This window comes from Nonomuraea sp. NPDC049714 (assembly GCF_044465295.1).
GTDB lineage: Bacteria > Actinomycetota > Actinomycetes > Streptosporangiales > Streptosporangiaceae > Nonomuraea.
In genome coordinates, this window is record NZ_JBITLM010000003.1 from 656,717 (window position 1) to 679,758 (window position 23,042).

21 protein-coding genes are annotated in these 23,042 nt (G+C 72.2%); 11 read left to right on the top strand and 10 right to left on the bottom strand.

All coding sequences use genetic code 11. The annotated features are described in order from the left end of the window. Positions 1 to 168 precede the first annotated feature (168 nt). From ACIBQX_RS16400 to ACIBQX_RS16450, 11 genes are all read left to right on the top strand, one after another. Positions 169 to 1,353: an MFS transporter gene (locus ACIBQX_RS16400; RefSeq protein ID WP_397005081.1), complete on the top strand. Its 1,185-nt coding sequence runs from the start codon at positions 169 to 171 to the stop codon at positions 1,351 to 1,353. 99 nt (positions 1,354 to 1,452) lie between these two features. Beyond that, positions 1,453 to 2,373 carry an ATP-binding cassette domain-containing protein gene (locus ACIBQX_RS16405; protein ID WP_397005083.1) on the top strand — a complete coding sequence of 307 codons (921 nt, stop codon included), beginning with the start codon at positions 1,453 to 1,455 and terminating at the stop codon, positions 2,371 to 2,373. Then, a complete protein-coding gene (locus ACIBQX_RS16410) occupies positions 2,370 to 3,167 on the top strand; it encodes an ABC transporter permease (protein WP_397005085.1) in 798 nt (265 codons plus the stop codon). The genes ACIBQX_RS16405 and ACIBQX_RS16410 overlap by 4 nt, the downstream gene beginning before the upstream one ends. Before the next feature lie 17 nt (positions 3,168 to 3,184). Continuing rightward, positions 3,185 to 4,306, top strand: a complete 1,122-nt coding sequence (locus tag ACIBQX_RS16415) for a sensor histidine kinase (protein ID WP_397005087.1) — start codon at positions 3,185 to 3,187, stop codon at positions 4,304 to 4,306. Then, positions 4,303 to 4,908, top strand: coding sequence for a response regulator (locus tag ACIBQX_RS16420; RefSeq protein ID WP_397005089.1), 606 nt, complete (start codon positions 4,303 to 4,305; stop codon positions 4,906 to 4,908). The genes ACIBQX_RS16415 and ACIBQX_RS16420 overlap by 4 nt, the downstream gene beginning before the upstream one ends. Positions 4,909 to 5,021: 113 nt before the next feature. After that, a complete protein-coding gene (locus ACIBQX_RS16425; RefSeq protein WP_397005091.1) occupies positions 5,022 to 5,927 on the top strand; it encodes an ABC transporter ATP-binding protein in 906 nt (301 codons plus the stop codon). Then, positions 5,924 to 6,685, top strand: a complete 762-nt coding sequence (locus tag ACIBQX_RS16430; protein WP_397005093.1) for a hypothetical protein — start codon at positions 5,924 to 5,926, stop codon at positions 6,683 to 6,685. Before ACIBQX_RS16425 ends, ACIBQX_RS16430 begins: the two co-directional genes overlap by 4 nt. Next, positions 6,678 to 7,700 carry a hypothetical protein gene (locus ACIBQX_RS16435; protein WP_397005095.1) on the top strand — a complete coding sequence of 341 codons (1,023 nt, stop codon included), beginning with the start codon at positions 6,678 to 6,680 and terminating at the stop codon, positions 7,698 to 7,700. The genes ACIBQX_RS16430 and ACIBQX_RS16435 overlap by 8 nt, the downstream gene beginning before the upstream one ends. A 16-nt stretch (positions 7,701 to 7,716) precedes the next feature. Then, positions 7,717 to 8,430 (top strand): response regulator transcription factor, encoded by a 714-nt coding sequence (locus tag ACIBQX_RS16440; RefSeq protein WP_397005097.1) that lies wholly within the window; start codon positions 7,717 to 7,719, stop codon positions 8,428 to 8,430. Continuing rightward, entirely contained in the window at positions 8,427 to 9,971 is a 1,545-nt protein-coding gene (locus ACIBQX_RS16445) for an ATP-binding protein (RefSeq protein ID WP_397005099.1), read from the top strand. Before ACIBQX_RS16440 ends, ACIBQX_RS16445 begins: the two co-directional genes overlap by 4 nt. 278 nt (positions 9,972 to 10,249) lie before the next feature. Then, positions 10,250 to 10,717: a hypothetical protein gene (locus tag ACIBQX_RS16450; RefSeq protein WP_397005101.1), complete on the top strand. Its 468-nt coding sequence runs from the start codon at positions 10,250 to 10,252 to the stop codon at positions 10,715 to 10,717. A gap of 275 nt (positions 10,718 to 10,992) precedes the next feature. Here the strand turns inward: ACIBQX_RS16450 and ACIBQX_RS16455 are convergent, their stop codons facing one another. From ACIBQX_RS16455 to ACIBQX_RS16500, 10 genes are all read right to left on the bottom strand, one after another. After that, positions 10,993 to 11,946: an electron transfer flavoprotein subunit alpha/FixB family protein gene (locus ACIBQX_RS16455; RefSeq protein ID WP_397005103.1), complete on the bottom strand. Its 954-nt coding sequence runs from the start codon at positions 11,944 to 11,946 to the stop codon at positions 10,993 to 10,995. Positions 11,947 to 11,963: 17 nt separating this feature from the next. Further along, positions 11,964 to 12,743 carry an electron transfer flavoprotein subunit beta/FixA family protein gene (locus ACIBQX_RS16460; RefSeq protein ID WP_397005105.1) on the bottom strand — a complete coding sequence of 260 codons (780 nt, stop codon included), beginning with the start codon at positions 12,741 to 12,743 and terminating at the stop codon, positions 11,964 to 11,966. A gap of 222 nt (positions 12,744 to 12,965) precedes the next feature. Then, positions 12,966 to 14,192, bottom strand: a complete 1,227-nt coding sequence (locus ACIBQX_RS16465) for a serine/threonine-protein kinase (protein WP_397005107.1) — start codon at positions 14,190 to 14,192, stop codon at positions 12,966 to 12,968. A gap of 35 nt (positions 14,193 to 14,227) precedes the next feature. Then, entirely contained in the window at positions 14,228 to 16,021 is a 1,794-nt protein-coding gene (locus ACIBQX_RS16470; protein ID WP_397005109.1) for a serine/threonine-protein kinase, read from the bottom strand. A gap of 16 nt (positions 16,022 to 16,037) precedes the next feature. Further along, positions 16,038 to 18,248: a protein kinase gene (locus ACIBQX_RS16475; RefSeq protein ID WP_397005111.1), complete on the bottom strand. Its 2,211-nt coding sequence runs from the start codon at positions 18,246 to 18,248 to the stop codon at positions 16,038 to 16,040. 121 nt (positions 18,249 to 18,369) lie between these two features. Next, on the bottom strand, positions 18,370 to 18,882 hold the full coding sequence (locus tag ACIBQX_RS16480) for a YbaK/EbsC family protein (protein WP_397005113.1): 513 nt from the start codon (positions 18,880 to 18,882) through the stop codon (positions 18,370 to 18,372). Positions 18,883 to 18,941: 59 nt separating this feature from the next. Continuing rightward, positions 18,942 to 20,492: a flavin monoamine oxidase family protein gene (locus ACIBQX_RS16485; RefSeq protein WP_397005115.1), complete on the bottom strand. Its 1,551-nt coding sequence runs from the start codon at positions 20,490 to 20,492 to the stop codon at positions 18,942 to 18,944. 19 nt (positions 20,493 to 20,511) lie between these two features. Continuing rightward, positions 20,512 to 21,354 carry a M55 family metallopeptidase gene (locus ACIBQX_RS16490; RefSeq protein ID WP_397005117.1) on the bottom strand — a complete coding sequence of 281 codons (843 nt, stop codon included), beginning with the start codon at positions 21,352 to 21,354 and terminating at the stop codon, positions 20,512 to 20,514. 13 nt (positions 21,355 to 21,367) lie between these two features. Continuing rightward, positions 21,368 to 22,615: a DUF6395 domain-containing protein gene (locus tag ACIBQX_RS16495; RefSeq protein ID WP_397005119.1), complete on the bottom strand. Its 1,248-nt coding sequence runs from the start codon at positions 22,613 to 22,615 to the stop codon at positions 21,368 to 21,370. Beyond that, positions 22,606 to 22,956: a hypothetical protein gene (locus tag ACIBQX_RS16500; RefSeq protein WP_397005121.1), complete on the bottom strand. Its 351-nt coding sequence runs from the start codon at positions 22,954 to 22,956 to the stop codon at positions 22,606 to 22,608. Before ACIBQX_RS16500 ends, ACIBQX_RS16495 begins: the two co-directional genes overlap by 10 nt. Between the last annotated feature and the right edge of the window lie 86 nt (positions 22,957 to 23,042).

Sequence of the window (23,042 nt, forward strand, 5' to 3'; positions counted from 1 at the left end):
CCTCCCGAGACGTACGGACCCGGTAGGGGCCCGCCGGCACCGGCCCGCCCTCTGGACCGAGCACCCCGAACCCCCTGACGCCCCGGCCACCCGCCGGGCCGTCCCGCTGCGCCCGGCGCGGCGCTTCACGACTCCTGACGAATCCTGATCACGAATGAGGTGTGCCTTATGACGCGCGACCTGAGGACAGCCCGCAACGGGGCCGTTCTCACCTTCCTCCTCGGCGGCCTGATGGTCGGCACGATGACCGTCCGCATCCCGGCCCTGACCGACAAGCTCGGCCTGTCGGAGGCCATGGTCGGCACGGTGCTGCTGGTCTGGGGCCTGGGTGCGCTGGTGACCATGCAGGCCATGCGGCGTGTCATGGCCAGGGCGGGGAGCAGGACGGTGCTGCGCGTCGGCGGCCCGGCGACCGCGATCGGCCTGGTGGCCGTGGCGTTCGCGCCGAACCTCCCCCTGCTGCTGGCCGCGGCGGCGCTCTTCGGCATGGCCTTCGGGATGATCGACATCGCGATGAACGCCCAGGGCTCGACCGTCGAGCGCGCCCACGGCCGGCCGTTGATGAACGGCATGCACGCGGGCTGGTGCGTCGGCGCGATCGCGGCGGGGGCGACGGGCAGCCTGTCCATCGCCCTGGGCCTGTCGTTCACCGCCAACGTGGCGCTGATCGGCCTGGTCTCGCTGCCGGTCATGGTCATGCTCGGCCGCACCTACCTGCCGGACGCCCCGGTGGCGGGGTCGGCCGGTGCGGCTCGCCGCCGGCTGCCGCCGGTCGTCTACCTGCTGGGCGCGCTGATGTTCTTCGCGTTCATGGTCGAGGGCACGGTCGCGGACTGGAACGGCCTGTTCATGCGGGACACCCTCGGCGCGCCGGAGGCGCTGGCCGCGCTCGGCTACCCGATCTTCGAGGCGGGCATGCTGATCGCCCGGCTCAGCGGTGACCGGCTGCGCTCCCGGTTCGGCGTGCGGGGCATGCTGACCGTCTCCGGCCTGGCCACGGCCGGGTTCTTCGCGGTCGTGCTGGCCGCTCCGGCGCCGATGGTGGCGCTGGGCGCGGTGTTCTTCGTCGGGCTGGGCGTGGCGACGATCTCGCCGTTGACGCTCTCGCTGGCGGGCACCGCCACCGACACCCCCGGCCCGGCGATCGCGCAGGCGGGCGCGATGGGCTATGCGGGGCTGCTGCTGGGTCCGGTGGTGATCGGCTTCCTGTCGGACGCCACGTCGCTGCGTACCGCGCTCGGGCTGGCGGTCGTGCTGGGCCTGCTGATCGCGGCGGCCGCGCGCTTCCTGCCGCGTGAGGAGCCGGTGGCGTCGCCGCCGGTTCCGCTGCGCGAGCCCGCCACGGTCGGCTGAACGGTGACGAATGTCATGGCGCGACGCTGCGAACCTCCCTGCTCATAGCTGAGATCGCACACTGCCGGAGGGTGGCGGCCCACCGGCAGTGTGGGGCAGATGAACACGACAGCGATCGAGGTGCGGGATCTGCACCAGAAGTACGGCGACTTCGAAGCCGTCAAGGGGATCGGCTTCGAGGTCGGCCGTGGCGAGTTGTACGCGCTGCTGGGCACCAACGGCGCGGGCAAGACGACGACCCTGGACGTCCTGGAGGGTTACCACGCGCCGACGAGCGGCCAGGTGCGGGTGCTCGGGCACGACCCGCTCACCGAGCGGGCCGAGGTGCGGCACCGGATGGGCATCGTGCTCCAGGAGGCCGGCTTCTACAAGGACCTCACGGTCGCCGAGACCGTGGACGCCTGGCGGCGGTGGACGCCGCACGCCCTGGACCGGGGCGAGGTGCTGGATCGGGTGGGGCTGGCGCACCGGCGGCCGGTGCGCGTCACCCAGCTCTCCGGCGGGGAGAAGCGGCGGCTGGACCTGGCTCTGGCGGTGCTGGGGCAGCCTGACGTGCTCTTCCTGGACGAGCCGACCACCGGCCTGGACCCGGAGGCGCGGCGCAACGTGTGGGAGCTGGTGCGCACGATGGTCGCCCAGGGCACGACCGTGCTGCTCACCACCCACTACCTGGACGAGGCGGAGCAGCTCGCGCAGCGCCTGGCGATCATGCACGAGGGCCGGATCGTCACCGAGGGCACCCTCGCGAACGTGCTCGCCGAGCGTGGCACCCGCATCACCTTCCGGCTGCCCGCCGTGCGGCCCAGTGAGCTGCCGTACGGTCCCGGCCTGGCCCTGCGCTCGGTGAAGCAGGACGGCGAGGCGTTCACCGTCGAGACCCACGAGCCGCAGGAGGACCTGCGCACGCTGCTGGCGTGGGCGTACGACAAGGGTTTCGAGCTCGGCGGCCTAGAGGTGCGCAGGCCGTCGCTCGAAGAGCTCTTCCTTGAGGTCGCGGAGACGGAGAGGGTCGCGCCATGAGCTGGTTGTCGATGGTGTGGGCGCAGGCGAGGCTCAACCAGACGGTCCTGCTGAGGCAGCGCGGCATGGCGTTCAGCGTGCTGCTGCTGCCGCTGTTCCTGGCGTTCGTCAACACGGCCAACGCGCGGCCGGAGGACCTGGTGAACGGCGTGCCCGCCACGGCGTTCGCGGCTGTGGGGGCGATCGCGGTGGTCTTCCCGTTCTCGTACATGACGATCGCGACGAGCATCGTGGTGCGGCGCGAGGAACGCGTCTACAAGCGGCTGCGCGGCAGCGCCCTGCCCACGAGCGCGATCTTCGCGGGTGACATCCTGCACGCGACGCTGGTGGGCGCGGTGCAGGCCGTGGTCATCCTGGTGTACGCCGTCGCCGTGGTGGACGCGCCGATGCCGCGGAACATCCCGCTGATGCTGCTGGCCTTCCTCCTGGGCGCGGCGGTGTTCGCGGCGCTGGCGATCGGAACGGCAGGGTTCATCCCCAATTACGAGGTCGCCCAGCTCGTGGCGCTGCCGGTGCTGTTCATCAGCCTGGTGGCCGCGGGGGTCATGTTCCCGCTGTCGATGCTGCCCGAGTGGGGGCAGCAGATCTCGGAGCGGCTGCCGCTGACCCCGGTCGTGTCGATCTTGCGGACCGCCTTCCTGGGCCGCGACTTCGCCCGGGAAGGCGCCCCGGCGATCGACTTCCTGGAGTCCTTCCAGGTCTCGGCGGCGGGGCTGGGGATCGGCCTGCTCTGGATCGGGCTGGGATTGTGGCTGACCCGTCAGTACTTCCGGTGGGATCCCCGCCGGGCATGACCGTCATAATGCGACCAATGACTGCACCAGTCGTGAGTACCAGGGTCATCGCCGCCGTGGCGGTGGCCCTGTTCGCCGGTTCCATGGTCACGGCGCTCGCCCTGCCCACCGTCTCCCTTGCGATGGAGACGGGAGTGGGCTCGGCTCTGCCGATGGCAGGCGTGTTCGGCGTGCTGCTCACCGCCTGCTACTCGCGGGTGCTGTGGGCGGCGTTCCTGCGCCGGCTGACCTGGCGGCACTATCTCGACGTGAGCGTGGTCGGGGTCTTCGCCTACGGCATGCCGCTCTTCGCGGGGCCGGAGTGGATCGCGCTGCCGATGGCGTTCATCTCCGTGGCCACGGTCGTGTTCACCAGGCCCGCCGTCACCTGGGCCGTCACGCTCACCTCGATCGCCGCCACACCGCCGCTGCTGCTCTTCGTCGGCCTGCCGCTGCCGCTGGCGCTGCTCTACGGGCTCGGGGTGCTGCCCTTCATCGCGCCGATGACGTACGGCGTGGCCTGGCTCTGCCACGTGATCGACGACCTGCGCGAGGCGCGCGCCGAGCTGGCGCGCCGGGCGGTGGACGAGGAGCGGATCCGCTTCGCCCGCGACCTGCACGACACGCTCGGCCACACCCTGCACGCCATCGCGCTCCGCGCCGAGCTGGGCGAGCGGCTGATCACCACGGACCCCGGCGGCGCGGGCGCGGAGCTGGCCGAGATCCAGCGGATCGCCCGCACCGCCGTGCACGACGTGCGGGAGGTCGTCCGCGGCTACCGGGCCACATCGCTGGCCACCGAGCTGGACGGGGTCGCGGCCGTGCTCCGGGCCGCCGGCATCGCCTGCGACCAGCCCGAGCTCCCCGACGGTCTGCCGGGCCATGTGCACGAACCGCTCGGCTGGGTGGCGCGGGAGGCGGTCACGAACGTGCTGCGGCACAGCGCCGCCACCTGGTGCGAGGTCACCGTGCACACCGAGGAGGGGAACGTGGTGTTGGAGATGGCGAATGACGGCGGGCCGGCCAGCGCCCGGTTCGCCCACGGCAACGGGCTGACCGGCCTGGCCGAACGGGTCAAGGCGGCCGGCGGCACGCTGGTCGCCGAGTCGGGCGGCGGCCGGTTCCGGATCAGCGCGACCGTCCCTCTGGAGGCGCCGTGATCAAGCTGCTGCTCGCCGAGGACCACCACCTGGTACGGGGCGCGTTCGTGGCGCTGCTGGGCGCCGAGCCCGACATCGAGGTCGTGGCCGAGACCGGACGCGGCGACGAGGCCGTGCGGCTCGCCGTGGAGCTGCGGCCGGACGTGGCGATGCTCGACATCGACATGCCGGGACTCGACGGGCTCACCGCCGCCGAGCGGATCCACCAGGATGCGCCCGGCTGCCAGGTGGTGATCGTGACCGGGCACGGGCGGCCCGGCTACCTGCGCCGGGCGATGGCGGCGGGCGTGCGCGGCTTCGTCGGCAAGGACAACCCGGCGGCCGCGCTGGCGAAGGTGATCAGACAGGTGCACGAGGGCGGCCGCTACATCGACCCGGAGCTGGCGGCGGACGCGCTGTCGATGCGCGAGTGCCCCCTGACCCCACGTGAGCTCGACACCCTCCGCGCGGCCTCCAGCGGGGCTCCCGTGTCGCGGATCGCCCGCGAGCTGAGCCTGTCGGAGGGCACCGTGCGCAACTACCTGTCCTCGGCGGTGACCAAGCTGGCCGTCGAGAACCGGCACACCGCCGTCCGCCGTGCCCGCGACATGGGCTGGCTGTGAACCTGTGAGTTCCCGGTGAGTCGGGCGCCCCTCCTCCCCTGACGCTCCACCCCTCACAGAACCCTCACAGACTCCCTCAGATCGCCTCCAACCCGGCAGGCCAGGCTGGCCGCATGATTCAGCTGAACCAACTGACCAAACGCTACGGCGAAGTGACCGCCGTGGACCACCTTGACCTGACCGTACGGGCCGGCGTGGTCACCGGCTTCCTGGGTCCGAACGGCGCGGGCAAGACCACCACGATGCGCATGATCCTCGGGCTGGACCTGCCCACCTCGGGCTCGGTGACCATCGACGGGCGGCTCTACCGCGACCTGCCGACGCCGCTGCGCGAGGTGGGCTCGCTGCTGGACGCCCAGGCCGTGCATCCGCGCCGCAGCGCCCGCGACCACCTGCTCTACCTGGCGCAGAGCAACGGCATCAAGGCCGGCCGGGTCGCCGAGGTGCTCGACATCGTCGGGCTCTCGGACGCGGCCCGCCGCAAGGCCGGGGACTTCTCCCTCGGCATGTGCCAGCGACTGGGCATCGCCGCCGCCCTGCTCGGCGACCCGCCCGTGCTGCTGTTCGACGAGCCGGTCAACGGACTCGACCCCGAGGGCGTGGTGTGGATCCGCACCCTCATCCGCTCCCTGGCCGCCGAGGGGCGCACGGTGCTGGTGTCCAGCCACCTGATGAGCGAGATGGCGCTCACCGCCGACCGCCTCGTGATCGTCGGGAAGGGCCGGCTCATCGCCGAGGCGGACACCGCCGAGTTCACCACGACCGGCGAGGAGGTGTTCGTCCGGACCGACGATCCCGCCTTCGCCCGGCGGCTGGAGCTCGTGGGCGCCCAGGTGCTGTCCCAGGAGGGCGGATTCGTCGTCGCCGGCATCACCGCGCCCGACATCGGCCGGCTGGCCGCCGCCGAGGGCGTGACCCTGTACGAGCTGACACCGCGCCGTACCTCGCTGGAGACGGCGTTCATGGAGCTCACCCGCGACAGCGTCGAGTACAGCGCCGGACAGGGGGCCGCGCGATGAGGGGCATGCTGCTGGCCGAGTGGACCAAGTTCAGGAGCGTGCGCTCCACGCCGATCCTGGCCGCCGCCATCGTGGTGATGTCGGGCGTGTTCGGCTGGATGTTCGGCAACGTGGGCGCCACCCGTTATCTCGAGGGCACGGTGCAGGAGCAGCTCGACTTCGTGCCGCTGCACGCCGGGACCCGGGGAATCCTTCTGGTGCAGCTGTTGGTCGCGGGGCTGGGCGTGCTGGTGGCCACCTCCGAGTACAACTTCGGCACGATGCGGGCGAGCGTCGCCGCCGCGGGCCGCCGGGAGCGGCTGCCCGTCGTCAAGAGCGTGCTGGTCGTGCTGGTCGTGCTGCCCGTGGGGCTGGTGTCCGCGCTGACGGTGTTCCTGACGAGCCAGACGACGCTGGCGATGGCCGGGGCGCCACGGGCCTGGTTCGGCGACCCCATGGTGATCAGGTTCCTGCTCCTGACGCCGGTTGTCCTGGCGCTGCTGGCGCTGTTCGGGCTGGCGCTCGGGTTCCTGCTGCGGGGCACTGCCGCCGCGGCGAACGTGAGCACCGCGTTCCTGCTGATCCCGGCCCTGAGTGAGATAGCCCCCGCGGTGCACGGCTTCGTCGTCATCTACTGGCCGAACGCCGCCGGCTTCCAGGCCATGGCCATGGTCGAGGCCTCCAAGCTCGGGATCTGGGCCGGGCTCGGCCTGCTGCTCGCCTTCGTGGCCGCCATGCTGACCGCCACGCTCGTACGGTTCCGCACCCGCGATGTCTGACTCCCTGTGGGGGGCGTTGACCGGGGTGGTGGCGGTGCTCGCCATGACGGCGGTCGCCGCCGCCGGCCTGGCCCAGACCGGCCTCGGCCTGGAGACCCTCCCGGAGGCGCTCACCCTGGCCGTGGGCGCCACCACCTCCCTGACCGGCCTGAGCCTCCCCCTGCTCGTCGACGGCATGCCCCTGGGCATCACCCTGACGGGCGCGGCGGTGCTGTCCCTGATGCTCCCCCACGGCATCGCCCCTTCGGCGGGCGCGCGGGGGTTCGGGTTGCGGGCCGGTGGGGCGGTGGGTGGGTTCCTGGTGGCGCTGGCCATCTTCTCGCCGCCCGCCCTCGGGGCGGGGGCCGCGTGGGTGGTCGTGGTGCTGGGGCTGACGTGGCTGGGCTCGCGGCGGGCGCCGCTGCCCGGCGCCGTGGCCCGGTGGGTACGGCCCGCGCTGCCGGCGGCGTGTGCCGTACTCCTCACGCTGGCGGCGGTCACCGTCGCCGGCGGGCAGGTCGTCGCGGCCGTCAACGGGCCGGTCGGCGGCGGGATCATGCTCGCCGGGCCGAACCTGCTGGCGGCCGTGCTGTCGTCGGGCAGCGGCGTGACCTGGACGCTGTCCGTCCCCCGGCAGCTCGGCGGCGACCTCCTGCCCGGCCTCGGGGTGACGGCCCTCGCCCTGGCCGCCGTGGTGACGGTCATCGCGGCGCAGGCCACCCGTCAGGCGGACCACCCGGCGCGGCCGGCCGGCGAGATGGCCGGTGGGACGGCGGGTGGGACGGCGGGTGGGACCGCCAGTGGGACGGCTGGGGTCGGCCGCGTGGCGTGGCTGGGCGGTGGGATGGCCGTGGTCGGCGGCGCGCTGCCGGCGGTGCTGACGTGGGTCGCCGAGGTGTCGATCTCGCTCGGCCCGGTGTCCTTCGGCGCTGCCGGGCGGCTCGCGCCGCTGTCCGTGCCGGCCGCTGCGGCGCTGGGGGCGCTGGCCGGATTCGGCGCCGCACTCGTACGGCCTCGTAAGGTGAAGACGGGCTGAAGGGGAGGGCCATCGGGTGCGTGCGGAAACAGGCGAACGGCTGCTCGTGGTCGACGACGAGCCCACCGTCAAGGAGCTGCTGTCGGCGACGCTGCGCTTCGCGGGCTTCACCGTGACCTCGGCCGACAACGGCAGGCAGGCCCTGGAGGCGGCCCGCCGCGAGCCGCCCGACCTGGTGCTGCTCGACGTCATGCTGCCGGACCTCGACGGGTTCGAGGTGATCCGCAGGCTCAGGTCCCTGCCCCGGGGCGGCGGCAGGCCGGGCCCGGTGCCGGTGCTGTTCCTGACCGCCCGCGACGGCACCGCCGACAAGATCAACGGTCTGCGGCTGGGCGGCGACGACTATGTGACCAAGCCGTTCGACCTGGAGGAGCTCCTGGCCCGGATCAGGGCCATCCTCCGGCGCACCGGCGCGTCGCCGGGCAACCACACGCTGAAGGTCGACGACCTGGAGGTCGATCCCGACGGCCACCAGGTGACCAGGGCGGGAAGCCCGGTGCGGCTGTCGCCGACGGAGTTCAGGCTGCTGCACTACCTGGCGGAGAACGCGGGGCGGGTGCTGCCGAAGGCGGAGATCCTGCAGCAGGTGTGGCGCTACGACTTCGCCGGCGACTCCAGCATCGTCGACACCTACATCAGCTACCTGCGCCGCAAACTCGACACCGGTGACGTCAAGCTCATCCACACCGTGCACGGCGTCGGCTACGTCCTGCGGAAGCCCAAACGATGATCGCACGGCTGTCGCTGCGCGCCCGGCTGCTCGCCATCACGGTGGCGCTGCTGGTGGCCGGGCTGGCCGTGATCAGCTCGGTGGTGGTCCGGCAGCTCGAAACCCAGCTCCTGGCCAGGATGGACGCCCAGTTCAGCCCCCTGGCCTCGGCCCTGGCCGCGCTCTCTCCCGAGGTTCTGGCTCAGTGGCAGCAGCGGGCCGCCGCCATCCCGGCGCGGCTGAGCGTGGACGAGTTCGCCCTGGCCGACAAGGCGTACATCGCCTTCCTGGCCGCCGACGGCACGCTGGTCCAGAAGATGGGCATGGGCGGCGAGGTCGCGCTGCCCAGGCTGGACACCGCCGCCGTCAAGGCAAGGGGGAGCCACCCCTTCACCATCGACGACGCGACGGGCGAGCGATGGAGGGTGCTGGCGGTGCCCTCCCGCGCGGGCGAAGGGGTGTCGCCCTTCCTGAACCTGAGACAGGAGGCGTCGCCCTCCGAAACGCCCGCAGAAGCGCCCGCCGAAGCGCCCTCAGAGGCGCCCGCCGACGCCCCCGGCTACGCCACGGTCGCGGTCGCGGTCTCGCTGGAAGCGATGGACTCCACCGTCGACCGGCTCCGCGCGGCCAGCCTGGTGGCCGGCTCGCTGCTGCTGGCCGTACTCGCCGTGGTGGGCGGGGTGGCGATCCGCGCGGGGCTGGCGCCGCTGCGGCGGGTCGAGGAGACGGCGGCGGCGATCGCCGCAGGGGACCTGACCCGGCGCGTGCCCGAGCCCGCCGCGCCCGGCACCGAGGTCGGCCGGCTGACCCGCTCGCTGAACGGCATGCTCACGCAGATCGAGCAGGGCTTCGCGGCCAGGGAGGAGTCCGAGGCCCGGATGCGCAGGTTCGTCGCGGACGTCAGCCACGAACTGCGCACTCCGCTGTTCGGCATCAAGGGTTTCTCCGAGCTCTACCGGATGGGCGGCACGGACGCCGAGGCGGCGCTGGCCCGCATCGAGAGCGAGTCCGGCCGCCTGGCCCGCCTGGTGGACGACCTGCTGCTGCTGGCCGCCCTCGACGAGCCCGAAGGCGTGGCCGCCGCCCTGGAGCCGACCCCCATGGACCTGCGCACGCTGGCCGCGGACGCCAGGCACGACTTCGCCGCCCTGGACCCCTCCCGGCCCATCACCTTCACCGGCCCGGACGGCGGCCCGGCGGCGAGCGCCCCGGTGCTGGGCGACGAGGCCAGGCTGCGCCAGGTGGTCAGCAACCTGGTCGGCAACGCCGTCACCCACACCCCGGCGGGCACCCCGGTCCGCATCGGCGTCGGCACCGTGGGTGCCGAGGCGGTGCTGGTCATCGAGGACTCCGGCCCCGGGCTGAGCGCGGAGGAGGCCGCCAGGGCCTTCGACCGCTTCTACCGGGCCGACACCTCCCGCGCCAGGACGACGGGCGGCGCGGGCCTCGGGCTGGCCATCGTCCGCTCCATCGTCGCCGCCCACGGCGGCCGCGTGGAGATCCGCTCGACGCCGGGCCGGGGCGCGGCCTTCCAGATCCTGCTTCCGGCCGTCACGTCGTGAGGCGGTAGTCCCGGCTCAGTGCGCTGGACAATCCACTCGATATCCAGTTATCCACACCGTCTCTTGTCCGTTGATTCTTTACTCCGAAGATCTCACCGCCCGGACGCGCCCCGGATAGCATCGGCGCCAGAAACAGGCTCCCCGAAAGGGATGGAATTCATGGGCAAACACGAGAAGAAACCCGCACCCGCGAACCGACCGGTCGAGAAGCCGAAGCCGGACCCGGCGCCGCAAACCAGCCCCGCAGAGCCCGGTAAACACGGAGGAAAAGACGGCTGATGAATATCGGTGAGCGTATTGCCGCCCTCACCGACTCATCTGCGGGCCTTGACGACCGGTGGCGGGAGGCGATGCATGCCGTTCCCCGCCACCGGTTCGTGCCGGACAGGGCCTGGTGCCATCCGGACAACGGCTCCGGCCACCTGATCGACAGGAGGACGGGTCCGGAGAGATGGATCGAAGCCATTTATTCCGACGCGGCGATCGTCACCCAGATCAATGACGGGGCGGCCGACGTAGGAAGCGGCAAAGGCGATTACACATCCTCGTCGTCCGCACCCGGCATCGTCGCCGCCGAGCTCGGACTTCTCGCCCCCGGCGACAATGACAAGATTCTGGAAATCGGCCCGGGAACCGGCTGGACGGCGGCATTACTGGCACATCGTCTCGGCGACGCGAATGTGACCAGGAGCCGACGTGGCCATCGCGGGGCTGCTGCCAGATCTGTACGACGCGCATGCCGATGAGGAAGACGGTGGCTTCCGGCTGTGGCTGTGGTCGGACGACTCCGAGGCGCAGACCCTTCAGGCGCCCGGCTACGACCGATTCTCGGTCTTCCAGCGAGGGCCGCACGACCTGTGGGACGAGCTCGAAGTCGCATACCGGCAGTGGCTCGCGTGGGGAAGTCCCGGCCGGGACAGGTTCGGCATGAGCGTTACCCCGGAGGGGGCAGTACGTCTGGCTCGACTCGCCCGACCGACGTGTACGGCTCCGCGCGTAGGCGGAGCCGTACACGAAGGAACTACTTGCGCTTGTTCACCTCGTCGGTGAGCTGGGGGACGACCTGGTGCAGGTCGCCCACGACGCCGTAGTCGGCCAGCTCGAAGATCGGCGCCTCGGGGTCCTTGTTGATCGCGACGATGGTCTTCGCGGTCTGCATGCCGGCCCGGTGCTGGATGGCGCCCGAGATGCCCGCGGCGATGTAGAGCTGCGGGGAGACCGTCTTGCCCGTCTGGCCCACCTGGAACTGGTGGGGGTACCAGCCCGCGTCCGTGGCGGCGCGGGAGGCGCCGACGGCCGCGCCCAGCGCGTCGGCCAGGCCCTCGATGACCGAGAAGTTCTCGGCCGAGCCGACGCCACGGCCGCCGGAGACCACGATGGCGGCCTCGGTCAGCTCGGGGCGGGCGCCCTTCTCCTGCTTGACGCGCTCGACGACGCGGGCGGCCTTGGCGGAGTCGGACAGCGTCACCGAGACCTCCTCCTCGGCACCGGCCCCGGCAGCGGCCTCGGGGGCCGTCGAGTTGGGGCGTACGGCGACGATCGGGGTGCCTCTGGTGACCTTGGCGTGCACGTTGACGCCGCCGCCGAAGATGGACTGCTCGGCGACGAAGCCCTCGCCGAGGCCGACGGCGTCGGTGATGACCCCGGAGTCGGTCTTGACGGCGAGCCGTCCGGCGACCTCCTTGCCCTCGGCCGTGGCGGCCACCAGCACGGCGGCCGGCGACTTGGCGGCCACGAGCTGGGCGAGGAGCTCGGCCTTGGGGGCGACGACGTAGCCGACGATGTCCCCGGAACCGGCGACGTAGATCTTGTCCGCGCCGTACTCGGCCAGCTTGGCCTTGGCCTCGGCGGTGATGCCGGGGCCCGCCCAGACGGCGGCGGGCGTGCCGAGGGAGCGGGCGAGGGTCAGCAGCTCCAGCGTGACCTTCTTGACCTCTCCGTCGACCTGCTCAACGAGAACGAGAATCTCCGACATATCAGTAACCCCCGTTCTCAGATGAACTTCTTGGCGGCGAGGAACTCGGCGACCTTGGCGCCGCCGTCACCCTCGTCCTTGGCGATCGTGCCGGCGGCGCGTGGCGGCGCGGCGGCGAAGTCGACCACCTGGGACCAGGAGGCGCCGAGGCCCACCTGGGAGGCGTCGATCTCGGCGTCGGCGATGGCCAGCGTCTGAACCGGCTTCTTCTTGGCCGCCATGATGCCCTTGAAGGACGGGTAACGCGGCTCGTTGATCTTCTCGACCACGGAGACGACGGCCGGCAGCGTGGCCTCGACCTTGTCGAAGCCGTAGTCGGTCAGCCGCTGGACGGTGATCGACGAGCCGTCGACGTCGACCTTGTTGGCCAGCGTGAGCTGCGGCGCGCCGAGGCGCTCGGCCAGCATCGCGGGCAGCACGCCGGTGCGCGCGTCGGTCGACTCGGAGCCGAGGATGACCAGGTCGAACCCGATCTTCTTCAGCGCCTGGGCCATCGCGTAGGAGGTGCCGAGCGCGTCGGAGCCGTGCAGCCCGTCGTCGAAGAGGTGGACCGCCTTGTCGGCTCCCATGGCCAGGGCCTTGCGGATGGTCTCGGTGGCCTTGCCCGGACCCATGGTGAGGACGGTCACCTCGCCGCCGTGGGCCTCCTTGAGCTTGAGCGCCTCCTCGACCGCGTACTCGTCGAGCTCGTTCACCACGCCGTCGACCGCGTCACGGTCGAGCGTGTTGTCTTCGGACCGCAGCTTGCGCTCGGTCGCCGTGTCGGGGACCTGCTTCACGCAGACGACGATGTTCATGGCCGGTGGCCGACCTCCCGTATTCGCGTGCGCCTCCGCGACGTTGCGGTGGGCGCCGGATGCATGCTGTCCAGACTGCCAGGTGCCCCGTGGGGGCGGTGACAGCGGGTGCCCTCGGCCCCCGCGGTCATGTTACCCACGAGTAGCTTACGCGCAAACACGCGAAGCCCCTTTCGGCACCACCATACCGAATTATGTTCCGTTGCTGGGCAGCGGGGCCGATCAGGCGGAGAGCAAGAAGACGATCCCCACCACCAGCGCCGTGCCGGCGAACAGCGCCAGCACCGCCGTGCTGAAGAAGGCGCTCAACGCCAGCGAGAGCCCCAGCGTCCCCGCCACGCCGGTGAAGTCGGCGACGATCCTGCCCTTCCTGAACGGCCCTTTGGTGACCAGCGCCACCCCCGCGTCCACCACCACGGCCAGCGCGAACGCGGCCAGCAGGAACAACGCCACCTCCGGCAGCGGCTCCTGGGCCGCGGCCGCCAGCAGCGACACGAACAGACCCGACCCGACCAGCCAGCGCCTGCGCACCTTCTCCCGGTGCCGGGCCCTGGACAGCTCCGCCGACTCCACCCGCCGGTCCCGGCCCGGCCGCCATTCGCGCGTGGACAGGTGGTGAACGTCACTCTCCTCGCGCCGCGCCGTACCCATGGAGAACCGGGACAGGCGGCGGGCGCGCGGGGCCGCCGCCACGCCCAGCCGGGCGCAGATCCCCGCGGCCGTGGGCCGGGCCGCCGGGTCGACGGACAGGCACTCGCGCAGCAGCGGCTCCAGCCAGCCGGGCACGCCCTCCAGATCGGGCTCGTGGTGGACGACGCGGTAGGCGACCGCCGACGCCGGCCCCTGCCCGTACGGCTGGCGGCCGGTCGCGGCGTAGGCCAGCGTCGCGCCGAAGGAGAACACGTCCGCCTCCGGCCCCGCCGCACCGCCCTCCAGCACCTCCGGTGCTAAGTAGCCCGGCGTGCCGACCACCGCGCCGGAGGCGGTGACCGACAGGGAGTCGAGCGCGCTGGCGATGCCGAAGTCGATGACGACGGGGTCGCCCTCGGTCATCATCACGTTCGCGGGCTTGAGGTCGCGATGCACGACCCCCGCCTCGTGTACGGCCAGCAGCGCGTCGGCCAGGCCGGTCGCCAGCGCCCGCAGGTCGGCCACCGGCACCGGGACGGAGCTCAGCGGCCTGCCCTGGACGTAACGGGTGACGAGGTAGGGCCTGGCGCCCTCCAGCGAGGCGTCGAGCACCTCCGCCACGTGCGGCCCGCCCACCCGCCGCATGGTCTCCACCTCGCGGGCCAGCCGCGCCAGCGCGCCGGCGTCGGCCGCCACATGTGGGTGCAGCACTTTGACGGCGACCGTGCGGCCGTCCGGGTCCAGGGCGAGGTGCACTTGGCCGAACCCGCCCGCGCCCAGCCTCGACAGCAACTCGTAGGGGCCGAGGTGCTCGCTCATACCCCTTCTCTCCCCCCGCCGCGGGGCGGGGACACTCAGGACCAGGGAGACAGGAACCCGAGGTTCAGGTCCTTCAGAAGGTCGTCGACCAGGCCGGTGATCAACCCGGTCGCGCTGTTGCGGGCGCTGGCGGTCAGCTCGTCGATCACCGTCTCGGGGGCCCGCCACGGATCCCACACGGTCTCCGCGCCCAGCGCGAACATCACCGCGAACAGCGCGACCGTGCCGGCGACCATGGCGGCCGCCAGGGCCGCGCCCGGAGTGCGCAGCACGCCGGTGAGCGTGCGGGTGACCGCCTTGCGCGGCGCCCCGCCGCCCGGCAGCACGAACAGCCCGGCCGTGAAGGCGCCGGCCGCGTAGGCGGCGGCGTCGTTCACGGAAAGCCCGCCGCCCCACCGCAGCACCCCCCAGACGCACGCCCCGAAGGCGATGGCCAGCGGAACGTGGACCAGGCTCACCAGAGAGGCCTTGACCAGCGCCCATGGCGTGCCCACCAGCACGAGCAGCGGATCGGCGGCACTGCTGCCACGCACCTGACGCCGCTTCACCATGTCACCGAACAGGTATTCGCCCACCCTGAAGACCACCGCGAGCGCGATCGCCACCGCGCCCACCATGACAGGCATCATCACGGTCAGCGCGATCAGCGAGACCAGCAGCAGCAGCCCGACGAACTGGCTGCCCGCCAGATAGCGCTTACGCTCGGTCGCCGGCGCGGGAGGCGGCGTGTAGGGCCTGACCTGCTGCTGAGGCGCCGGCGGCTGCGCCGGCTGGTAGGCCGTCGGCCGCGGCGCGGGGTAGCCGGCCACGCGCTGGTCGGCCCTGGGCGGCCTGGCCGACATCGGCGCCGGGATGTAGGGCGGCGGCCGCTCCTGCCTGGCCGGCTTCACCTCACGCGCCGGGCGTTCGTACTCGACGGGCGGCAGCAGGTCGGAGTAGGCGTCCATGGTCCGCGTACGGGACGGCACCCGCTTGGTGCGGCCCGGCCCGTCGTCCGGCGCCGGTTGGTTGAACGTGGTCACCGACGGGTCCAGCGCGCGGGCCATCTTCAGCAACTCGTGGGCGTTGGGCCGGGCGGCGGGATCCACCTGGAGGGCCCGGAGCAGCCAGCCGCGCAGCCACACGGGCGCCTTGTCGAGCTGTGCCCGCCCTTCCATGATGTTGTAGCAGACCGCTTCGAAGGTGCCGGTGCCGAACGGCGGCGCGCCGACCGCGGCGAAGAACACCGTGGAGGCCAGCGAGTGCACGTCGGCCGCCTGAGTGATCTCGGAGTCCCGGATGATCTCGGGCGCGAGATAGCCGGGAGTGCCGACGAACATCCCCGTCTGGGTCAGCCGGGTGGCGTTGACCAGATGGGCGATGCCGAAGTCGATGACCAGCGGCTCGCCGTCGACGAGCATGACGTTGGAGGGCTTGAAGTCGCGGTGGATCACCTCGGCGGCGTGGATGGCCACCAGGGCCTGGCAGAGCCCCTGGGTCAGCCTGATGAGCTGGCGCGCCGACAGCGCGCCCTCCTCCAGCACCGTCGCCTCCAGCGTGCGGCCGGGAGCGAAGCGGGTCACGACGTACGGCTGACCGCCGACGAGCTCGGCGTCGACCACCTCGGCGACGTGCGGGCTGCGCACCCGGCGCATCGTCTCGACCTCGCGGGTCAGCCGGTCGCGTGCCTTGAGGTCGGCCGCGACGTGCGGGTGCAGCACCTTGACGGCGACCTCGCGGCCCTCACCGTCGAGCCCCAGGTGGACAACCCCCATGCCGCCCTCGCCGATCTTCCTGACCAGCCGGTAGGGCCCGAGCCGCTCTGGCGTCTGGGTGTCGCCCGTGCTCATCGGCACCTGCCCCGCGTCATCCCCCCGAGTCCCCCTTCAGATCGTTGAGCAGCCCGACCACCGGTCCGACGTCCACCGGAGCCCATATGGCCCTCCTCGTGTTGTCCCCGAACGTGCTGACTGCGAGGATCAGCGAGAGCGCGGCTCCTGCCGCGAAGACTCCCGCCATCACCATCGCCGCTGTTCTCGAGGGTACGAGGGACGACAGCGTCCTGCGCATCTGTCTGCCGGGCCCCTCCACACCCGGGCCCGCGCAGACGGTCCACAGTGCCACCGCGCTCCCCCACGCCAGAGCGTTGTACGGGCTCATCCCCGCCACCACCGTGAGCAGGAGCGTCACCGGCAGTCCAAGGATGAGCGCGTAGAGGAACAGGGCGAGCGTGATGCCCGCCGATTTGGCCAGCGCCTTGGGGAAGGCGAACACCCTGATGACGTCGAGCGACGCCGCGCCGGTCGCCCGGAGCTCCGGCTGGGCGAGGTCGGCGGCGCGCAGCAGCACCGCGACCGGGATCGCCAGGATCGCCACCACCACCGGGGCCAGGGACGCCAGCACGATCATGATGATCAGCAGCATCGCGCCCGCCACGCCGTACGCCGCCGAGCGCTGCAGCGCCTGCCCGGGGATCGCGCCGGGGATGAACGGCTCGCGCTTGGTCCTGAGGTCGGGCTGGAACTGACCCTGCACCGGGATGTAAGGCGGCGGCTGGACCGGGTTGCCCCTGCCGTAGTCGGGCCCCTCGGGACGCACCCGCCTGGTCGGCATGTCGCCCTCACGCGACGGCCCCGCCTGCCCGTGGCTCGCCTCGCGGGGCGGGGCGGCCTGGCCGTGGCTCGCGGCCTGCGCGGGCGCCTGCTGCCAGGGCAGGCTCGGCTGGGACGCCGCCTCCCGCTGCATCTGGCGCAGCTCCTCCGGGCTCACCCTGCGGGTGGGCCACGGGTCGCCCTGTTCGGGCAGCAGCGAGACGTACTGGTGGTCCTGGCCCGGCGGCCCTTGCTGGACCGGGGGCTGACCGTGCGGGTGCTGGCCCTCGACGAGCTTGCGCGGCGTCATCGGCGGCGTGGAGGCGTCCCACGGCGGCTGGGCCGAGGACACGTCCTGCGGGCGCGCCCAGCCGTCCCCCGGCGCGTCATGCGGCCCGCTACCGGGCTGCACCCCACCGCTGGACTGGTGCCCGCTGCCGGACTGGAACGCGCCGCCGGGCTGGGGCCCGCTGGGCTGCGACCCGCCTCCAGGCTGGGGCGCACCGCGAAACTGGGGGCCGCTGCCGGGTTGGGGGCCGCTGCTGGGCTGAGGGGCGATGCGGGGCTCGTAGGGGCGATCGGCGCCGTACGGCGGCGTGACGGCGGGATCGCGCGGCGGGAGCAGGCTCTCCACGGGCGGCGGCTCGGCGTCGGGGCGCGGCACGGTGGAGATCTCGTCGGGCATCCCGCCCGGCGGCTTGGTGAGCATCCGCGCGGTCTGCTCGGCCAGCTCGGCGGCCTTGGGCCGTTTGCCAGGGTTGCGCTGGAAGGCGGCCTTGAGCAGCGGCTGGATGGCCGCCGGGGCGGCGCTGACGTCGGCCTTGCCCGCGGTGATGTTGTAGAAGATCATCTCCAGCGTGCCCTTGCCGAAGGGCGGCTGGCCGGTCCCGGCGTACAGCAGCGTGCCGGCCCAGGCGTGGATGTCGACCTCGGGCCCGGCCTCCTGCCCCTCGATGATCTCCGGCGCGAGATAGCCGGGCGTGCCGATGAACATGCCCGTCTGGGTCAGCCGGGTCGCGTCGACCGCCTGGGCGATGCCGAAGTCGATCAGGACGGGCTCGCCGTCGAGGATCAGCACGTTGCCCGGCTTGAGGTCGCGGTGGATGACGCCGACCGAGTGCACGGCGGCCAGCGCCACGGCGATCCCATGGCCGATCCGCACCAGCGCGGGCAGGTCGAGCGGCCCGTCGTTCTTGATGATCTCGTCGAGCGGCCGGCCGGCCACGTAACGCGTGACGATGTAGGGGCGATGACCGGTCACGTCGGCGTCGAGCACCTCGGCGATGTACTTGCTGCGCGCCCGGCGCATCGTCTCGACCTCACGCGAAAGCCGCCGCCTGGCGACTTCGTCACCGGCGACTTCGGCGCGCAGGACCTTGACCGCCACCTGCCGTCCCTGAGGGTCGACAGCGAGGTGGACAACGCCCATTCCGCCTTCACCGAGCCGCCTGAGCAGCCGGTAAGGGCCGAGTCGGTCATCGTTCATGGCATGAAGCACCATACCGGCTTAATCCCCGCCCACGAGATGAACCACGAGGCCACATTCCCAGTCGTACAACGTCCAGACAGGGCCCATCGGTTTCCCAATCAACGGTCTCGAATTGGCTTCAGTTGGCCAAACTGATCACGTCGGCACTCTTCAGCGAGGCCAGGGCGGCCCCGGAAACGGCGAGCTTGGAGCGGCGCACCCCGCTGCCGATGACCACGTCCGGGTGGTCGGCGACGGCCGCGTCCACCAGGATCGGCCAGTCGTCGGGCAGTCCGATCGGGGTGATGCCGCCGTACTCCATCCCGGTGAGCTCCACGGCCTGTGCCATCGGCGCGAAACTCGCCTTGCGCGCGTCCAGGTGTTTGCGCACCACGCCGTTCACGTCCACCCGCATCGTGGCCAGCACCATGCAGGCGGCGTAGCGGACCTCGCCGCCGCGCCTGGCCGCGACGACCACGCAGTTGGCCGACGCGTCGAGCGCCACGCCGTAGCGCTCGCAGAACGCGGCCGTGTCGGCCAGCTCGGGGTCGATCTCGGCCACCCTCGCGCCGTCGACCTCCCGCACGGCACGCGCCACCGGATCGGCCAGCAGGTCGTCCCGGTCGGTGGCGGGCACCCAGTCCAACGTCATCCCAGCTCCTCGATCGCTCTCCCAGGACCCTACGCCGGTCACGGGAGCGGCGTGCGCCGTCACGGCGTCCGCAGCACCCGCTGGTGCAGCTGGGTGACGGCACTGCGGGCCGACTGCATGGCCCCCGCCTGCCAGGCGATCAGATGGGTGAGCCAGTCGCCCGCGAAGTACACCCTTCCGCTGGGACGTTGCAGAAGAGTGAAGGACGAATCAATGGCCGGCCAGCGCACCCAGCCGCCCTGGATGTGCTCCTGGCGCTCCCAGGCGATGGAGGCGGCCGACAGCACGTCGCCGCGGTACTTCTCGCCGTGGATCTTCTTGCCCTGGGTGAGCGCGCGCCGCCGGCGGTCCTCGGGGGTGAGCGCGCCGTACAGCTCGGCCTCGGCCCCGGTGTTGTAGTAGCCGACCACTACGCCGCGGGTGGCGTGGTAGTCGTGCGAGGGGTACCAGATGTGCGTGATGTCCAGGTCGGTCTCGGTGATGCCGCCGTAGATCCGATCCTCGATCTCCCACCAGCGCCTGCCGTACTCCAGGCCGATCTTGCCCGCGGCGACGGGGACGGGCGTGCGGAGGGCGGCCGTGACGGGCTCGCCCAGGTTGTGCGGGATCTTCGCCAGGACGTGCGGCGGGAGGGTGGCCACGCAGTAGTCGGCCGTCATCCGGCCGCCCCGCCAGGTGACCTCGACGCCGTCGGCCAGGCTGGTGATCTGGGTGACCTGGGCGCCGGTCCTGATCCGGTCCGCGCCCACCGCCTCGACGAGCCGGGTGACGATCGCGTCCATCCCGCCGACGGGCTGGAACATCGGTGTGGCCTGGTCGTAGCCGAAGTCGTTGGTGATCGCCCGGCCGGTGCCGGCGGCGAGGACCTGGCTCAGCGTGCCCGGCGCGCCGAGCGGGGCGCCGGCCTCAAGGCCGGGGAGTTCGGCGTAGCCGCGCCTGGTGGAGCCCTGATAATCGAGCTTGGGGCCGAGGTCGCCGAATCTCCTGAGGAAGTCCAGCAGCCGCTCCCGGTCGCTTTCGGTGAGCTTCTTGTCGAGCGCGCCGAGGTCGGTCGCCTTGGCGAGCAGCTCGGCGACATATCCGTACATGTCGGCTCGGGCCGCTCCCGACCGCATCGTCTGGCCGCTGGTGTGCACGTAGGCGTGCGCGTTGCGGTTCACGAACGTCTCGATGGGGATGCCCAGCTCGCGGCAGTAGTCCAGGGTGACCATCCACGGCGCGATCCGGGCGGGCCCGGCGTTGAAGTAGACCCCCTCGCCGAACGTCACCTGCTGCGGCGGCCCGTTCAGCTCGGTCAGCCGGTCCCCGCCGCGTAACGTGCGGTTCCGCCCTCCGGCGCTGCCCCTGGCCTCCAGCACTGTGCAGTCGTAGCCGGCCTTGCCCAGCTCGTAGGCCGCGGTCAGCCCCGCCACCCCGGCCCCGAGGATCACCACCTTGCCCGCGGCCCTGCCCCGCAGCGAGAAGTCGCTCGCCCGCGGCGGCGTGAACGCCCTGTCCTGCTCGCCCGGCGCCAGCCCGAGCGCCCCCATGGCGGCGTACATCGCGCCCGCGCCCCCGGCGGCCCCGATGCCCACCAGCAGCCCGCGCCTGGTCAGCGCCGCGCCTTCCATGTCAGCTACTCCCGGACGCTCAGCCGTACGGACCGCTGCCGCAGGCGACCTGGCCACCGATGGTGGCGAAGATGCCGAACAGCGCCATGATCTCCGTGTAGTCGTCGGTGGTGAACTCGGTGTGCCGCGACCCGACCGACTTGACGCCGGGAACCAGCGCCACAGCGGCCGCGATGGCGGTGGAGTTCCACTCCACCCCCAGCGTGTACGGCGCGGGAATCGTGTAGGGCGTGAAGTCGCTCAACCGATTGAGTGCTTTCACCGTGGCCTCACGGATGCGGGCCTGGGCCACGCTCGGCGGCAGCAGCTCGGCCGAGAACTTGTCGATGCCCTTCTTGACCGCCACGGTCTCCACGTCGCCGAGCAGCTCACGCGCCTCCTCACCGACCGCCTCGTCCCCGGTCACCAGCACGACGGGCACGCCGTGGAAGCCGGCGCACGCCGCCACCACCCGCGTCTCGCCGCACTCCTCGCCGTTGAGGTAGACGTTCTGGATCTCCTTGCCCATCCAGGTGTGGTTGAGCACGCCGTGCCGCACGCCGGCCCGCGCGTGGTAGCCGACCAGGCAGGCGGCCTGGAAGGACCCGTCGAGCCCCTGCGCCATCCGCTGCGCCTTGCCCGGCCCGCGGATCAGGCTGGCACGCGGGTCGAGCAGATCGATCCGCAGGTTCTTGGTCGACCCGTGCGCGTCGTTGACCAGCGCCCGGTCGGCGCCCGCCGCGAACGCGCCGTCGATGACGGCGTTGGCGTCGGCCGTCATCAGCTCGCACCCGCGGTCGTAACCGCGCTTGCCCGCGTGCATCTCCTCCGGATCGGTCAGTCCGGTGACGCCTTCCATGTCGACCGACAGGTAGACCCTCATTCGCCGCTCCCGTTCATTTCACCGCATTCTTCCGGCTGGGCGGCGCGGGTCCACCGGCGGTGCCCCACGTCTCCACCCGGAGCGCCTCCTCCCGCGTCATGAGGCCGACCTCCGACGTCATGAAGGCGGCCGCCCTGCCGCGCCAGGGGGCGGCGATCTCCTCGATCGCGGGCGGGTAGCAGTGGTCGAGCCAGGTCGTGGACTCCTCGGTGGCGTCGAAGTGGTGCATGACCCCGCCGAAGAGGGTCCGCTCGATGCCGGGGACGCGGGCGAGTCCGTACTCGACCATCTCCTGACCGCCGTACGGGGGCGGGCGGAGCCACTTGGCGGCTCGCGGATGGTCGGCGGTGATGGGCGTGTCGAGCGGGCGGCGCTCGACGGCGGCCTGGATGAGCTCCTTGTACAGGCACTTGGCGCAGGTGCGGCAGGGGCCGGTGGCGCCGGTCAGGCACCACCGGACCTGGTCCTTGAGGTCGGACTCCAGGGCCAGGCGCATGGTGACGGCCTCGCTCACGCCGCCCACCGGCAGCACGATGTGCACGCCCGCCGAGGCGAACAGCCGTCCCCACGCGCCGTGCGGCGCCCACATGGGGTTGTCCGGGGTGTACCGCTTCAGGTAGCGGCCGCCGCCCAGCCAGCGGGAGCCGAGCTCGTAGCCGAAGGCCAGGCCGCCGAGGTCCAGCCGGTCGGCCAGCAGCAGCGCCCCCGCCGCGACCGCGTGGTGCTCGGGGTAGCCGGGCCTGGGCTCGGCCAGGGTGAACTCCAGGTCGGACGGCACGACGGAGAGCTCGCGCCCGGTCTTGCCCGCGAGGTCGGCCAGCACGTCGGAGCGGTAGTGCGGCCAGCGGTTCGGCACCCGGTCGTGCGAGACCCGTTTGAAGTGCACGAACGGCGCTTCGGGGTAGATCGTCGCGGCGGCCACGGAGTCGGCGCCACCGCTGTAGGAGATCGCCAGCCGCCGCCCGGCCGGGCGCGGCTCGGCGCCCACGGGCCCGGCCTCGATCCCCCAGCCGTCGTGCAGCGCGGCGGCGAGGTCGGCGGAGACGGCCCGGTCGAAGGTGATCCGGCGGCGCGTCCACGGCGCGACGACGGTCCAGGCGGCGACCGCGAACAGGTCGGGGTGCGCCTCGTCCGGCACGTCGTGCACGGTGCAGGTGTTGATGGCGAGCTTGACCGGATGCCCGTCCGCGGCCCTGCCGGTGATCTCGTCCTCGGGGTCCAGGCGGAAGGTCAGCCTGCCCCCGTCCCAGCTCACGCGCACGGCCGCTCCCCGCCGGCGGGCAGCCGGGATCTGATCTCGTCGATCGCCTGCCAGACGAGCACCTCGTTGCGCAGCAGCCCGTCGAGCGCCTTGGCGGTCTCCTGGGTGAGCTTGCGCGTCTGCTCGAAGGTGGCCTTGTCCACCCCGCCCTTCACCGGCGGCCCGGCGCTTCTCAGCCGCTCGACCTCGCCCTGGAGGGCGGCCATCTCCCGGCGCAGGGTCTGCACCTCCCACAGGGCGTCCCTGATGTCCTGACGATGGTCAGTTACGGAGATGTAGCGGGAGTCGAACCAGCTGCGCACCGCCGAACGCAGCCGGGCGGGGACGAGGACGCGCTTCATGAAACGCCACCATAGTGGCAAACCAGCCCCGGCCAGGACGCGCTTGTCAAGATCGGCATGGGTGCCGCAACTGACCGTTCCGGGGA